General features: G+C 42.9%; 14 protein-coding genes. 4 read left to right on the forward strand and 10 right to left on the reverse strand.

From position 1 onward, the window contains the following. Nucleotides 1–109: 109 nt before the first annotated feature. The 6 genes from Q8P28_01030 to selA all read right to left on the reverse strand — a co-directional run bounded on the left by Q8P28_01030 (nt 110) and on the right by selA (nt 6485). Entirely contained in the window at nt 110–622 is a 513-nt protein-coding gene (locus Q8P28_01030) for a chemotaxis protein CheW (GenBank protein ID MDP2681378.1), read from the reverse strand. 96 nt (nt 623–718) lie between these two features. Next, the gene (locus Q8P28_01035; protein ID MDP2681379.1) at nt 719–1258 is read right to left on the reverse strand and encodes a chemotaxis protein CheW; all 540 of its coding nucleotides are present in this window, start codon (nt 1256–1258) and stop codon (nt 719–721) included. Nucleotides 1259–1344: 86 nt separating this feature from the next. Then, complete coding sequence (locus Q8P28_01040) at nt 1345–3369, reverse strand: chemotaxis protein CheA (GenBank protein MDP2681380.1); 2025 nt, start codon at nt 3367–3369, stop codon at nt 1345–1347. 81 nt (nt 3370–3450) lie between these two features. Next, a complete protein-coding gene (locus Q8P28_01045; GenBank protein MDP2681381.1) occupies nt 3451–3831 on the reverse strand; it encodes a response regulator in 381 nt (126 codons plus the stop codon). A 3-nt stretch (nt 3832–3834) separates the two neighbouring features. After that, on the reverse strand, nt 3835–4965 hold the full coding sequence (locus tag Q8P28_01050; GenBank protein MDP2681382.1) for a DUF4388 domain-containing protein: 1131 nt from the start codon (nt 4963–4965) through the stop codon (nt 3835–3837). Between the two features lie 89 nt (nt 4966–5054). Continuing rightward, a complete protein-coding gene (gene selA, locus Q8P28_01055) occupies nt 5055–6485 on the reverse strand; it encodes an L-seryl-tRNA(Sec) selenium transferase (protein MDP2681383.1) in 1431 nt (476 codons plus the stop codon). Nucleotides 6486–6520: 35 nt separating this feature from the next. On the opposite strand from selA, the gene mobB reads away from it, so the two are divergent. From mobB to mazG, 3 genes are read left to right on the forward strand one after another with little or no spacing between them, the layout of a single operon-like run. After that, nucleotides 6521–7174 (forward strand): molybdopterin-guanine dinucleotide biosynthesis protein B, encoded by a 654-nt coding sequence (gene mobB, locus Q8P28_01060; protein MDP2681384.1) that lies wholly within the window; start codon nt 6521–6523, stop codon nt 7172–7174. Next, complete coding sequence (locus tag Q8P28_01065) at nt 7171–7779, forward strand: molybdenum cofactor guanylyltransferase (GenBank protein MDP2681385.1); 609 nt, start codon at nt 7171–7173, stop codon at nt 7777–7779. Before mobB ends, Q8P28_01065 begins: the two co-directional genes overlap by 4 nt. Next, nucleotides 7776–8615, forward strand: a complete 840-nt coding sequence (gene mazG / locus Q8P28_01070) for a nucleoside triphosphate pyrophosphohydrolase (GenBank protein MDP2681386.1) — start codon at nt 7776–7778, stop codon at nt 8613–8615. The genes Q8P28_01065 and mazG overlap by 4 nt, the downstream gene beginning before the upstream one ends. Nucleotides 8616–8745: 130 nt before the next feature. Here the strand turns inward: mazG and murJ are convergent, their stop codons facing one another. Further along, nucleotides 8746–10323: a murein biosynthesis integral membrane protein MurJ gene (murJ, locus tag Q8P28_01075; protein ID MDP2681387.1), complete on the reverse strand. Its 1578-nt coding sequence runs from the start codon at nt 10321–10323 to the stop codon at nt 8746–8748. A gap of 67 nt (nt 10324–10390) precedes the next feature. On the opposite strand from murJ, the gene rpsT reads away from it, so the two are divergent. Continuing rightward, a complete protein-coding gene (gene rpsT / locus Q8P28_01080) occupies nt 10391–10669 on the forward strand; it encodes a 30S ribosomal protein S20 (protein ID MDP2681388.1) in 279 nt (92 codons plus the stop codon). 56 nt (nt 10670–10725) lie between these two features. Here rpsT and holA read toward each other — a convergent pair whose 3' ends face one another. From holA to leuS, 3 genes are read right to left on the reverse strand one after another with little or no spacing between them, the layout of a single operon-like run. Then, the gene (gene holA, locus Q8P28_01085; GenBank protein ID MDP2681389.1) at nt 10726–11760 is read right to left on the reverse strand and encodes a DNA polymerase III subunit delta; all 1035 of its coding nucleotides are present in this window, start codon (nt 11758–11760) and stop codon (nt 10726–10728) included. Then, the gene (locus tag Q8P28_01090; protein MDP2681390.1) at nt 11760–12320 is read right to left on the reverse strand and encodes an LptE family protein; all 561 of its coding nucleotides are present in this window, start codon (nt 12318–12320) and stop codon (nt 11760–11762) included. Before Q8P28_01090 ends, holA begins: the two co-directional genes overlap by 1 nt. Beyond that, entirely contained in the window at nt 12317–14929 is a 2613-nt protein-coding gene (gene leuS / locus Q8P28_01095; GenBank protein MDP2681391.1) for a leucine--tRNA ligase, read from the reverse strand. The genes Q8P28_01090 and leuS overlap by 4 nt, the downstream gene beginning before the upstream one ends. Nucleotides 14930–14952: the final 23 nt, after the last annotated feature.

Genomic DNA, 14952 nt, shown 5'->3' on the forward strand with positions numbered 1-14952 from the left:
AATCCCTCCATCCGCTTAATATTTGTAAATTGAAAATTTCGTTTGCGGGAGCAGGTTTGTAACCTGCTCCTGAATATTTCGTCATCTCACAGGCTGGAAGCCTGTGCCACTATACAGGCGCGATTAGAGATATCTTTTCCTCTGCGGTAAGCATCTTGTCAAGATTTATAACAAACAGCAGTTCTCCTTTAATATCCGCCATAGCGTCCAGATACTCAGCCTCTGCCCCCTTTACCATCCCCGGCGGCATAAGATGCGTCTTCGACAGCGAAATGATATCTGTAACATCGTCAACAACAATACCCACAATTCTATTTTCAAGCTGCGCGATAATAATCCTGGTTCTTGAACTAATATCTGACAGCGCCTCAAATCTTTTCCTTAAATCTATAATGGGTATAACCATGCCCCTTAAGTTTATAACACCATCAATAAAGAAAGGCGCCTTTGGCACCGACTGAACCTTTTGATACCGGACAATCTCCTTTATCTGCATTATATCCAGACCATACGGCTCTGTTCCCAGCTTAAAACAGACCACTTGTATATCTGTTGAATCGACTGCTGTTTGCTCAGTTTTCTGCAAAACCTGCTTTTTTTGTATTTTAGTTATACCAGTCATTTGTCGCTGCGCTCCATTGTAAAATGAAGATTGGAAATTGCAAATTTAAAGTTTATATTCTTTTATTTTGCAATCTGCAATTTGCAATTATTAAATTTAAACATCTTCCATCTTAATCAGCATCGGGAGATTAAGCAGGATAATTAGCCTGTCTTTATGATGGACAACACCCCGTATAAATTCACCACCCGCCTCTTGCTGAATAGTGGATGTTGATTCTATATCATTTGGATTAACCCTGACAACACCCATTATCCTGTCAACTATCAAGCCAATCTTTATATCCGTATGAGAGGCAACTATCATCCTATTTTCAGGGCTTATATCTTTTTCCTTTAATCCAAGCCGTTTCTGCATGCTTATAACAGGGATTATCTCGCCTCTTAAAGATATTATGCCTGCAATAAAAAACAGCGCATGCGGCATCTCGGTTATTTCTCTCATCTTAATCACTTCCGATGTCTCGCTTAATTCCAGCGCATATTCTTCGTCGTCCACAATAAAGGAGAGAAGCTGAAGCAGTTCTCCCTCTCCTTTCTTCTCTATATTCTTTTTATAAAACTCATCTGCCGTAGGCGCCATGTAGAGTTGGGATTCTTGAGTCTGAATTTGAGAGTTTTTTCTTATGTCCAGCATAAATAATCCTTTTAAAGAGTCAGAGAGTCAGAGAATCAGAGTAAAAACTGCGGCTCTATGACCCTTTGACTCTCTGACTCTTTCTTTCACGCTGCCCTTTCGCTCGTCCCTTTGCCCACAACAGTTATGATTCCGGCAATATCAACAACTAAAAGCGTTCCCATATCTCCAATATCTGTAGCGCCGGCAATACCACTAACCTTAAGAAGTTTGCCCAGAGACTTGATAACCACGTCCTGCTGCGAGATTATGCTGTCAACCAATATGCACAGCATGTAATCCGCAATGCCGACAATTATGCCGCGCATCTCCGCTTTTTCTTTTATCTTAATCCCAGGATGTAAAAACTGCTCCAACCTCAAAACGGGAATGGTTTTCTCCCGCAGCACAAATACCTCTTTCTTTTCCATTGTCTTTATATCCGACGGACGGATATTCAATATCTCAAGAACCCCGTTAAGCGGTATAACGTATCTCTTTGTGCCTGCCGCTATTACAAGCGCCTGTATAATGGCCATGGTAATAGGAAGAGTTAGGATAATCCTTGCCCCCTTTCCCTCCGCAGTGTCTATATCAACTGTTCCGCTCAGACGGGTTATATTTTCCTTTACCACATCCATACCAACCCCTCTCCCGGAAACCTCGCTAATCTCGTCTTTTGTAGAAAACCCATGAATAAATATGAATTCAAGCAGGCTCTGCCTTGAAAGGGTATTGGAAGACGGCTCATCTGTAAGCCCTCTTTCTACAGCCTTTCTTCTTACAGCCTCTATATCTATTCCCTTGCCGTTATCGGCAACCTCAATTACAACATGGTTTCCTTGCGGATATGCCTTGAGATTGATTGTGCCGGCCCTTGGCTTGCCCGCCTTTTCTCTCTCTGCCGGGGGTTCTATACCGTGGTCAATGGCGTTCCTGATTATGTGCATCAATGGGTCTGCCAGATCCTCTATAATCAATTTATCCAGTTCTGTATCTCCGCCTGTTTGGACAAGCTCAACCTCTTTGCCTGTTTCCTTAGAGAGCTTCCTTATTACCCTTGTAAATTTGTCAAAAAGCTGATGAATGGGCACCATCCTGACCTCTATCATGCTCTCCTGAAGTTCCTTCAATCTCTTTTCAAGGTTCTTGTCAATCTTGGAAAGTTCAATTGCGGTTCCTGTAAATCCCATTTCAAGCCGCAGCTTATTTACAATCTGAGATATGGACGCCTTTAACTGTGAGAGCTCGCCGACGGTATTCATTATGCCGTCAAGTTTCTTTATATCCACACGCACGGTATTGCTGACGCTTCTGAGTGTGGTCTCTTCCATCTTTGTCTCTAATAAAATTTCCGCCCCTGCCCTGTCTCCGGCGCCCTCCTGTATAAGATGCCCTCGCACAATCTTTATAGCAAGATTGCGTCCCTTGAGCGTATCTTCAACAAATTCCGCGCCCATGTGCGTGCCAAACAGGATATCAAAATGCAGCGCATCTTTATTTGTGCCTGTGGAAGGGAGCGTGGCTATAACCTCTCCAACGGATTTAAGAAAATCTGTAAGCTCAACTAACCCTTCATCAAAGACAGTCAACGTGAATTCCGCGCCTACGAGAAGAAGGGCGTTCCCGGCCTTTATATTTTCGTTAAGCCTGTGCTCTTCATACTCGGTAAGCACGGCAAGAATGCCTTTATCAATATCTATATCCCCTGAAGACCCTGATACGGCCGGAAGTGAAGAACCTGTAAGCCGTTCAAATTTTGCTATCATAGCGTCAACCTTGCCCATTCCAAACTCTTCATTTTTACCCTTTACCACCACCATTTCATTTATCAGGTCAACAGCTTCAAACAGGGCATTCACAATCTCGTGTTTAATGGAGAGCTTTCCCATCCGCAGGGAATCAAACATATCTTCCATCTTATGGGTCAGTATTGCCATCTCTGCAAAACCAAACATGCCGGATATGCCTTTGAGCGTATGCGCGGAGCGGAAGATGCTGTTAAGGATATCAGGTTCAACATGTCCGACATCAACCCCTTCCCCAAGCTTTGAGAGGTTGTTCGTCAATTCACCAATGATATCCTCTACCTCTGCCAGAAATTCATTAATATCCATTTTAGATTCGGTCATAGTATTTACCTCATTCTATCAAACCTAAAGGTTTGAGCTACACATGTAACTCAAGGCTTTAGCCTTGAAGACCTTGCCCTATTACCTTTCACCTATTTTTAGATATTTCTTCACTAATCTCTGAAGTTCCTCTGGATTAAATGGCTTTACCAGATATTCGTCGGCGCCAAGGGAAAGTCCCTTTTCTTTATCCCTTTTACTCCCCTCTGTAGTAATAATAATAAGGGGAATATGTTTGTAGTTCTGGTTTTTCTTTACAAAACTTACCAATTCCAGGCCGTTTATGTCAGGCATATTTATATCTGTAATGATCAGATCAAAGGAATGATGGGGAAGGAGTTTCAGCGCCTCAAAACCGCTATTTGACTCAAATATTTCCAGGCCGTCTATAACCTCCACAGTGGATGTTATCATGGCGCGGGTGGTCGATGAATCCTCAACAATGAGTATTTTTACTGACAAGGACTACTCCTTTCGTATTGCGCTGAGCCTTCTTTCAAGCAATGTTCTTTCCATTGCAATGCCTGCCTGAGCAAGAAATATTTCCAGGCTTTCAGTGTCGCCTATCGGCTTTTCCTCCGGCGCATTATCTCCATATAACAAGGCCGCAACCCTGCCGCTGACTAAAAGCGGGACAAGGAATGACTCAGAAGGCCATCTCCCGCCAAGCTCATTAACAAGATATTCATGCGCCGGAATATGTTCCAGACTTTTTTTTATTGTCATCTTCCTAAAAATAGCCTCTTTAAATATTGACTCTTCCGCAGTTGAAATCCGCATCCCTTTTATGCGGCGATTAGGATCGCCGTTTTTCAGGACAACACCAAATTGTCCCAACCCCTCGATTGTATCCCTTTTTACAATAAAAAGCACGGCCCTGTTCATAATCTCGCTTGCAAACCTAAGTATCATCAGGGTTATCTCGCTGGAGGAACGGGGATTTTGCAATTCAAATATCATTGACCTGAGAAGGGCAAGGCCAGGGCTTGCCGCAACATGCTCAATCCGCTCTTCCTCAGCAATACCCGCCTCTGCCCGGATACTTTTTGGACTGAAACCCTCCTCAAGAGGCTGCGCAAAAATTTCTTCCTTCTTTTCCTTCTTTACAGGCGCAAACCCTGCCTTTTGAGGAGGCTTTTCTGCCGGCTGCGGCTCTGGCGCCGGCTTGACAATAATTTCAGGCAGCGGAGGTTCGATTTTGGGCAACGGCGAAGGCGGGGCAGCAGCCTTTCCTGCCCTGGATTCGTCTAAAAGGCGGGTTCCCTCCATTGCCAGAAACTGCGGATTAAGACCTGGCTCAGCAATGAAGACAGACCCCGGCCTTATCCATTTAATCTCTTCAATTACATCCTTAAGCTCAAAGTTAAAATTACCCTCTTCTATAAAAAGGCTGAAGACTGCGCCTTGCGCACTATTGCTAACAGGTTTTTTTGAGATGTCAGTAGAATAAGCCGCAATCACCAGGCCGTCCTTAAAATATATCTTTCCTTCTACAACCTTGCCTCTGATAGCAAGAACCCCAGACCTTCTGCTCAAAAAGATAATCTGAAATATATCGCCGAGTCCAAGATCCTCTAAATTTCCTACTAAACTCATCTATAAATTCTCCAGGTAAATCTGCTAATATTTATGCGTAAGCTCACTCTTTTCTAACACAGCCATAGGGTTATGTAAAGTTTTTTAACTCAAATAACCACTTCTTCAGCCTTTTCTATCATCCGCATGTCCAATAAAAATTTTCCTTTGTGCACCCTGCCCAAAACAGGCGGGATATTTTTCAGGAACATCTTAAAGATTTTCTCCGGCGGCAAGGTATTATGGGCGATAGAAACAACCTTTGTAGCAATCACCTCAATAGGTAAAGAACCACTTCCTATCTGACTAAAACCATCCTCAATTCCCACAATATATCCCTTGCCAAGCCTCTCTTTAAGAAGCCTTGCAGCCACCTTTGCAACTGTTTCTATATCAGAAACAGGTCTTGTTAAAATCCTTAAGGTCGGAAGCCTCTTATGCAACGTGTCCGGCTGTAAATAAAGTCTTAACGTGGCCTCCATTGCAGCGATAGTAAGTTTGTCAACCCTTAATACCCTCTTCAAAGGGTTTTTATTTATCCTCTGGATATATTCCCTCTTTCCGGCAATAATGCCTGCCTGAGGCCCGCCAAGCAGCTTATCACCGCTGAATGTAACAATATCCGCGCCGTCAGCAAGACTTTCTCTAACCACAGGTTCGCCCGTCTTGACGGGGAAACCAAATTGGGATATATCAACCAACAAACCGCTTCCCAAATCTTCAACCACTGGAATATTGTATTGTCTCCCAATTCTTACTAATTCCTTCAAATCCACATTTGATGTAAAACCAATCACCCTGTAGTTGCTTGTATGCGCCTTCAAAAACACGGCTGTATCCTGATTTATGGCAGAGATATAATCTTCCGGATGGGTCCTGTTAGTTGTCCCAACCTCAAGAAGTTTACATCCGCTTTTCTTTATCACATCCGGAATTCTGAAAGAACCCCCTATCTCTATAAGCTCGCCCCTGGAGATAATAACCTCTTTCCCTTCAGCCAGTGTATTCAATGTTAAGAAAACTGCCGCTGCATTGTTATTTACAATGGCAGCCGCCTCTGCCCCTGTAAGATGGCATACGACAGCCTCTATATGGCTGTCCCTGTCTCCCCTTTCGCCTTTTTCCAGATCAAATTCAAGACTCACTGGATTGCCCGCGGCAATCTTAACAGCCTCAATAGCCTCATTGCATAATGCCGCCCTCCCTAAATTCGTATGCAAAACTATACCGGAGGCATTAACCATCCTTTTAAGAGATGGTTTCAGCATATTTTCCAGATATTGCTTAACCAGCATCTCTATCTTATCCCTTGAAGTATCCATCCGATGACCAGCGATAATATCAGTTCTCATCTTCCCAAGAATATCTCTGACAGCTTGTATAACAAGGTCTTTTGAATAGAAACCCCAATATTGTTTCAGGCCAAGAGACCTTAATATCTCGTCAACCGACGGTATTCCCCTTAACTGTTCTTTTGGCATATAAAAATCTATCATGGATGGGAAACAAAGGTCAACACAGACTGCTATTCCTATATTCATTGACATAACCCGCTCTACCCTGCTATCTTAATAGCATGATGCCGATAGTTTCCATAGTAGGAAAATCAGGCAGCGGCAAAACCACTCTTCTTGAAAAGGTTGTAGCTGAACTGACAAAGAGGGGCTACAGAGTCGGCACCATCAAGCACGATGTCCATGGCTTTGAAATAGATTATGAAGGTAAAGACAGTTGGCGGCATAAAAAGGCCGGCGCAAAGACTGTAGTACTGTCTTCGCCCGACAAAATAGCAGTTATAAAGGATGTGGATGAGGAATGGAATCCTTTCATGCTTGGTTTTTCTTTTGTTGACGATGCAGATATTATAATAACAGAGGGCTATAAGAAGGCCGACTACCCCAAGGTAGAGGTTATTAGAAAGGCCAAATCTACAAAACCAATTTGCAGAAAGGATAAAAATCTTATAGCTATTGCCAGCGATATTAGATTTAAATGCAAAGATGTGCCGTGTGTTGATATAAATAACGCAAAAGGCATCGCAGATTTGATAGAAGAGAGATTTTTACAAAAAGAGGCCTGTCGTGAAAAGTCATGTTTAATGGTAAACGGAAAAAAGATAACCCTTAAGCCTTTCATAGATAAATTGCTTGCAGAGGCAATAAAAGGAATGATAAAATCTCTAAAAGGATGCAGAAATCCTGGAGATATAGAGATAAGGATAAAGACATGACCGGCATAATATTGGCAGGCGGAAAAAGCAGCAGAATGGGCTTTAACAAGGCCTTTATAGATATTGGCGGTAAACCCATTATCCATAAAACTGTAAACTTGTTTAAAGAATTATTTGACGAAATCATAGTGGTAACAAACGATCCTCTCGGGTATGAGGAATTAAATTGCCTGACTGTAACCGATATACTTAAAGGCGCCGGCAGTCTGGGGGGCATATATACAGGCCTTTTCCACAGCTCGTCTGAATATAATTTTGTTGCAGCATGCGACATGCCGTTTTTGAACAAAGAAGCTATTTCAAGGGTAATCAAATTTTCAGAGGGCTGGGGTGCAACAGCGCCTTATATTATGGACCGCTATCATCCCCTCCATGCGGTTTATTCCAAAAAGTGCATCAAACCTATAGAGGAAATGATAAAAGCCAAAGACCTGCGCATCACAAATCTCTTTCAAAAAATAAAAGTAAAACGGCTTGAAGAAAAAGACTGGCTCTCAAATGAACATGTTTTATCATCTCTGGACAACATCAATACAAAGGAAGACCTTCATAGGATAGTCAAGAAGATAATCAAACCTCCCCCTTCCCTACTCCATAAGACATGAAAAACAAGGAAGGGCTCCCAAAACTTGTCGCAATAATGCAGAGACTGCGCGGACCAAAAGGGTGTCCCTGGGATAAAGAGCAAACCATGGAAAGCCTTATACCGTTTATTGTGGAAGAGGCATACGAGGTAATCGGCGCTATAGACGCCAAATCCCCTGAAATGCTTAAGGAAGAGCTTGGCGACCTGTTATTCCAGATTATATTTATGTGTCAGCTTGCAAGAGAAAAAGGGGATTTTGACATAGAGGATGTGATGGCGCTATCAGCGGAAAAGATGATACGACGGCATCCCCATGTATTCGGAAAAACAAAGGCAAAAACCTCAAAAGATGTTTTAAAACACTGGGCGAGGATAAAAAAAGAGGAAAAGGACGGCAAAAAGAGAAAAGGATACCTGTCAGACATACCAGAGCATCTTCCTGCATTATTAAAGGCGCATAAGGTAACAGAAAAGGCTGCAGAAGCAGGTTTTGATTGGTCTGATATAAAAGAGGTTTTTGAAAAGGTGGAGGAAGAGATTGCGGAATTCAAGGCTGAGCTAAAAAAAGGGAACATTCAAAGGATGGAGGCGGAGTTTGGAGACCTCATTTTCGCGCTGGTAAATGTTGGAAGATTTATAGAAATAAATCCGGAAGAGGCATTAAGAAAAACCATAGCAAGATTTATAACAAGGTTTCATTATATTGAAGATAAACTCATAAAAAAAGGAAAGGCTTTACATAATGCATCCATTGAAGAAATGGAAATTTTTTGGAAAGAAGCAAAACTCAAAGAAAAAATCAAGCATTACAAGCTCTTAAAACGATTTCCCCACAGCATGTGGATAACTAGTTAGAAACAATGTAAATGTAAAAACCAGAATGTGATTAAATAAGGACTTGCGCTTCATTGCACATTTTTTAATCAGTAAATTATCTTTTAAATTCAAATCATTATATGATTTGCGTCCAATATTCAATTGCGCCTCAGTTCTCTTTCTTTTTACCCAATCTCTCCATAACCATACCGGTCAGAAAAGCCATCTCCGGACTCTTAAAAAGGCGGGCAAACAGCAAATAGCTTGTCACGCCAAAACCTATTGCAAGAACCAACACCGCTAACTTTAGCATGGTAATACCACCATGAGACCAATCAATCAAAATGGATATACCATACACTCCAGCCCCCATTAGAAGAGAGGATATGGCTACTTTTACAGCAGAAGCAAATATCTTCCTTCCTCCAATCCCGCCCAGTCTTTTCCGCAGTATAAAAAAAAGTAAAAACAGGTTTATTATTGCAGAAAGCGATGTTGCCAGAGCCAAACCGCCGTGTTTTAAAGGGCCAATAAGCAAAAAGCAGAATATTATATTCGCAGCCACTGCCACACAGCCAACCAGAACAGGGGTTAAGGTGTCCTTAAGCGAGTAAAACGCTGATAAAAGGATCCTTCGCCCGCCAAATGCAACAAGACCAACGGAAAAAAACCAGAGGGCATAAACAGTCCCTTTGGTTGCTTCATGGCTGAACTCGCCCCTTTGAAAAAGCATGCTGACAATCGGCCCGCCAAGCGCTATAAGACCCACAGTAGCAGGGACTGTAATAAATGTTACAAGCCTTATTGCAAAGGATAATGACTCCTTAAAACCCAACCAGTCTTGTTTTACGGCATATTCAGACATTGAAGGAAGCACAGCAGTTGCAACCGCTATTACAAAAACCCCCATAGGAAGCTCAACTATTCTGTCGGCATAATATAAATAAGAGATGCTTCCCTCTTTAAGATGAGAGGCAAATCTACTGACAATGAGGATGTTTATCTGGTCTACACCAGCAGCAAGGGCAGCCGGAAGCATAAGAAAGACTATCTTTCTTATAGCCGGGTCATTGAAATTAAAATCGGGTCTCGGCAGCATATCATATCTTTTAAGATACGGAAGTTGATAGAGAAACTGAAGAGCGCCTCCAAAAACTACACCAAATGCAAGCGCATAGACGGCTTCTTTAAAAAATGGAATTAGAAAAAGGGTTGAACCTATTATAGATAGATTAAACCAGACAGGCGACAATGCCGGAGCGGCAAAATGCTTTAATGAATTTAGAACTCCCATTCCCAATGCAACAAGACATATAAAGAAAAGGAAAGGAAACATCCACCTTGTTAAAGATATTGCAATGGGCAGTTTATTTGGGATATTTGCAAAGCCAGGCGCAGTGATTTCAACTATTTGCGGCGCAAATAAAACACCCGCTATCGTAAGCGCTGCCAATATAATAGTAAAAAATGTAAATGCCCTTGAAGCCAATCTTTTTGCCCTTTCTCTGGAACCAAGGCTCAATTCCTCTGTAAATACCGGTATAAAGGAAACAGTTAATGCGCCCTCGCCAACAAGTCTTCTGAAAAAGTTTGGAATCCTGTAGGCAATAAAAAACACATCTGCAGATGCGCCTGCCCCAAAATATGCGGCAATAACCGCATCCCTTATATAACCTAGTATACGGCTTAAAAATGTGGCGCTGCCTACAATGGAAGCAGCCTTTGTTATGTTTTTAGCCTCTATCATTATAAAACCCTTGACAATCCCATCTTAATAGTTTAAAAATATATGACAAATTTGAACGGAGGATTAAATGGCAACCCATAAATCAGCGATAAAAAGACACAGGCAAAACCAGAAGCGCAGGGCCCGCAATGTTGCAGTAAAATCTGAGATAAAAACTGCAATAAAAGAGGTTAAAGAAACTATAGCTCAAGGCAGCAAAGAAAACGCCAAGGCAGCGCTTGCAAAGGCTGCAAGGCTCCTTGACAAGGCAGCCTCCAAAAAAACCCTTCACAGGAATAATGCGTCAAGGAAAATATCCCGGCTGACAACAGCAGTAAATTCAATAGGAACAGGCAATAGGCACTAGGCTATGGGTTTTACCTATCGCCTCTTGCCCGACCCATCCTTCGGATGGGTGCCCCGCTATAGCCTATCTTTATAACATAGCTCCATCACAAGCCTCTCCATCACCATACGAGGGCGCTGCCTTCCGGATTTCAGGGCGATATCCGTATTATGGAGCATTTGAAAAATTCTTAACAACCCCTCGTCACTAAAACCTTTTCCATGCTTTAGATACCCCTTAACATAAGTTGGAAATGTCCCCACAACTGAAGCAATACTATTGACTGCAACGCCTTTTTTGTTTAATGCCTTTGCCCTCCAGATAATGCGAAATTGGCGGGTTATCATTCCTAATATCTTTATAGGCTCTTCTTTATGTTCAATGAGTTTCCTGAGATTTATAATCGCCTTTCTTAAATCTTTTCTGCCTATTGAATCTGCAAGGTCAAATACTGTATCCACCCTTCCATTTGTAACAGCCATTTCCACATCTTCTATCTCTATGCTATTTCTTTCACCGACAAAAAGAGCCAATTTGTCAATCTCCTGTTTTATATCCATCAATTCATTTCCAACTGCCTCTAAAATAGCCCCAATTGCATCATCTGTAATTTTTTTACCAAACTCTCCCGCCGCTTTTTTAATCCACGAAGGAAGCTCTGCATCTGAAAGCGGCTTAAGATAAAACAGGTAATTAGCCTTATCTAATGCCGAGAAAAATCCAAGTCTCTTATCAATCTTATCCGCAATAAATACCAGACAGGTCGTCGGGGCAGGATTTTTGATATATGATAAAATAGCCTCTTGCTGTGACTTGGAAAGGGCCCCTGCCCTACTCACTACAATCAGTCTCTTCTGAGACATAACAGGAAAGGTCTGGGCTATAGAAATAATATCATCGGCATCCGCCTCCTTCGCATCAAACCAGTGATAATTCATATCCCTAAAAGAAGAGGACAGCGCCTTTGCCTTAATATCCTGCACCGCCTCTTCTATCAGGTAACTGTCACCGTAAAAATAGAAGACCGGAGACAGTCCCTTACCCCCGATAGAAGAGCTCGGGGACATGCCTTTTTTCAGTCCTTCAATAATTTTTAAGCCGTCCTGCGCCACTAAAATTTCTCCAGCATCCTCTCTTTGATAAGCCTTGCTGTGTCCTTCGCCATCTTTTTAACAGCATCTAACTCCGCTGTCTTTGTTGCATTTATGTCCGCAATATTTACCTTGAAATCTTCATAGTCTGCAACATTCTTATCCTCCCATAAAATATTTCCGTCACTATTGCGGACAAGTGAAACCTCCAGTTTTATGGTAAGCCTGTATTCCTGGATTACATCATTCTTGCTGAACGAAACAGGCGTCAATTCATAGCCTATTACAGCGCCGTTCAGCACAGCCTCGGCATTTTCTTCAACAACCTTCGCAATTCCGCTCTTTACAAACTCGTCAACCAGCGCAGTTGTTATAACCGTCTCCACATCCGGCTTCTGTATCTTATTCTTAAAGAACGGGATGGATATTGCAGTTACATTTCCCGGCATACTGCCGCCCTTGCCGGCGATGTGATAGCCGCAGCCTGTTAAGACAGTAAGGAGTAAGCAGTAACTGCATGCTGTATACCGCATACTTTTTACTGCATACCCTCTGCTCAACCCCTGACTCCTGACTCTCATTCCACCACCACATTCATTATCTTATTCTTCACATAGACCATCTTTTTTACACCCTTGCCATCAAGCCATTCTGCAATCTTTTTATCTTCAAGCACAAGTCTTTCTACTTCCTCCTGAGAGGTATCTATAGCCACATTGATGCGGCCTCTGAGTTTGCCGTTAATCTGCACAACCACCAGCGCCTCTTCCTTTTTCAGGGCAGACTCGTCATATGAGGGCCATGACATATTAAAAACAGTATCCAATTCCCCTATACCCTGCCACAACTCCTCGCACGCATGCGGCGCAAATGGTGAAAGGAGTATCAGAAGGTTTTCAATGGCATTCTTATATGTCGATGCCGCCTTATCTTCCCACTTATAAAGGAAATTCACAAACTCCATAAGCGCGGCAATGGCTGTATTAAAATGAAACCTCTCTAAATCTTCAGTAACCCTTTTTATTACCATGTTAATCTCGTATTTAAGCTCAAAGTTATCAACCCCCTCTTTTCCCCCTTTAGCAAAGGAGGCTGGGCTCCCGTTGCTGCGAAGCATTGCAACGGGAAGCGGTGGATTTGCTCGCTGACTCTCTGACTCTCTGACACTTTGACTCTCATTAACCAGCCTCCACACCCTGTTTAAAAACCTGTATGCGCCTTCAACCCCTTCATCGCTCCATTCAAGGTCTTTCTCAGGCGGCGCAGCGAAAAGAGAAAAGACCCTTGTTGTATCAGCGCCGTATCTTTCAATAATCCGGTCAGGGTCTATAATATTCTTCTTTGACTTACTCATCTTTTCCGTAGGCCCTATCTCCACCGGTTTTCCGCACTTCACGCATGTCTTGTCCTTCACCTCTTCGGGCAAAAGATAGCCGTGCTCCTTGCATTTTATAATCTCCTTGCACACCATGCCCTGGGTAAGAAGATTTGTAAAAGGCTCGTCAAAACCCAAAAGCCCCATATCCCGCATTGCCTTTATAAAAAACCTTGAATAGAGTAGGTGCAGAACAGCATGCTCCACACCGCCTATATACCGGTCAACAGGCAACCAGTAATTCGCAGCATCTTTATTGAATGGCCCTTTGTCCTCATGGGGCGAGGTATATCTTAAAAAATACCACGATGAGTCAACAAACGTATCCATTGTGTCTGTCTCTCTTCTTGCCTTTTTACCGCACTTGGGACACTGGACATTTATAAATTTTTCGGATTGCGCCAACGGCGATGGCCCCTCGCCTGCAAACTTCACATCCTCAGGCAGGGACACAGGCAGGTCTTTATAAGGCACAGGCGCTGCGCCGCATACTGCGCAATATATTATCGGTATAGGGCATCCCCAGTACCTCTGTCTTGATATGCCCCAGTCCCGCAGTTTGTAATTTACAGAGCCTTTTCCAATCTTTTTTTCTTCAAGGCGCTTCACAATGGCTACCATAGCATCCCTGTTATTCATTCCATTAAACTGGCCTGAATTCACCATGATTCCGTCTTCCAGATATGCCTCCTGTATCGTAGCAAAGTCTAATTTTTTATCAGACGGTTGTATAACAACAATCATGGGCAGGTTATACTTTTTAGCAAACTCAAAATCCCTCTGGTCATGGTTTGGAACTGCCATAACAGCGCCTGTGCCGTATTCCATAAGGACAAAATTGGCGAGATAGATTGGCATCTTCTTGTCTGTAAGGGGATTTATGCAGTATGAACCTGTAAACACACCTTCCTTTTCAAGCAATGCCTCTCGCCTGGCGCTTCTGTCTTGCCTTTTTATCTTTTCTATAAATTCGCTGACCGCTGACCGCTGATTGCTGACAACTATCTTTTCAACTACCGGATGCTCTGGCGCAAGGCTCATGAAGGTTGCGCCGAACAACGTGTCCGGCCTGGTGGTAAATACCTTTATGGCATCATTGGAATTCTCAATCTTAAAATCCACCTCAGCGCCCAGGCTCTTCCCAATCCAGTTCTTCTGCATTATAAGAACCTTCTCAGGCCAGCCGGAAAGTTTATCGCAATAATCTAAAAGCTCATCAGCATACGCAGTTATTTTGAAAAACCACTGCTTGAGGTTTTTCTGCTCCACAGGGCTGTCGCACCTCCAGCAGAGACCTCCCTCCACTTGCTCATTGGCCAGAACCGTGACGCACTGCGGACACCAGTTCACAGCAGACTGTTTCTGATATGCCAATCCTTTTTCATATAACTTGAGAAAGAGCCACTGATTCCATCGGTAATATTCAGGGGTGCATGTGGCAATCTCCCTGTCCCAGTCATACGATATACCAAGTCTTTTCAACTGCCTTTTCATATAGGCAATATTTTCGTATGTCCATTTCGCAGGATGCACACCGCGCTGTATAGCCGCATTCTCAGCAGGCATGCCAAAGGCATCCCAGCCCATAGGATGCAGGACATTGTAGCCGCGCATACTCAGAAATCTTGCCGCAACATCTCCAATGGAATAATTCCTCACATGGCCCATATGTATCTTGCCGGAAGGATACGGAAACATCTCCAGCACATAATACTTCTTTTTGGCCTTATCCTCTGTTACCTTAAAGACCTTATTCTCTTCCCATATCTTCTGCCATCTTTCTTCTATTTTTTTGTGGTCGTATTTCTCCTGCACCAATTGAACCCTTGCCCCCTTTT

Source organism: Deltaproteobacteria bacterium (assembly GCA_030690165.1).
In the GTDB taxonomy this organism is placed as follows: domain Bacteria; phylum Desulfobacterota; class GWC2-55-46; order UBA9637; family UBA9637; genus JACRNJ01.

Excerpts from the sequence above, each read along its gene's own strand:
- selA (MDP2681383.1), bottom strand. The coding sequence starts at position 6,485 with ATGAATATAGGAATAGCAGTCTGTGTTGACCTTTGTTTCCCATCCATG.
- Q8P28_01050 (MDP2681382.1), bottom strand. The coding sequence starts at position 4,965 with ATGAGTTTAGTAGGAAATTTAGAGGATCTTGGACTCGGCGATATATTT.
- rpsT (MDP2681388.1), top strand. The coding sequence starts at position 10,391 with ATGGCAACCCATAAATCAGCGATAAAAAGACACAGGCAAAACCAGAAG.
- Q8P28_01040 (MDP2681380.1), bottom strand. The coding sequence starts at position 3,369 with ATGACCGAATCTAAAATGGATATTAATGAATTTCTGGCAGAGGTAGAG.
- mobB (MDP2681384.1), top strand. The coding sequence starts at position 6,521 with ATGATGCCGATAGTTTCCATAGTAGGAAAATCAGGCAGCGGCAAAACC.
- murJ (MDP2681387.1), bottom strand. The coding sequence starts at position 10,323 with ATGATAGAGGCTAAAAACATAACAAAGGCTGCTTCCATTGTAGGCAGC.
- mazG (MDP2681386.1), top strand. The coding sequence starts at position 7,776 with ATGAAAAACAAGGAAGGGCTCCCAAAACTTGTCGCAATAATGCAGAGA.
- Q8P28_01035 (MDP2681379.1), bottom strand. The coding sequence starts at position 1,258 with ATGCTGGACATAAGAAAAAACTCTCAAATTCAGACTCAAGAATCCCAA.
- Q8P28_01030 (MDP2681378.1), bottom strand. The coding sequence starts at position 622 with ATGACTGGTATAACTAAAATACAAAAAAAGCAGGTTTTGCAGAAAACT.
- Q8P28_01065 (MDP2681385.1), top strand. The coding sequence starts at position 7,171 with ATGACCGGCATAATATTGGCAGGCGGAAAAAGCAGCAGAATGGGCTTT.
- Q8P28_01090 (MDP2681390.1), bottom strand. The coding sequence starts at position 12,320 with ATGAGAGTCAGGAGTCAGGGGTTGAGCAGAGGGTATGCAGTAAAAAGT.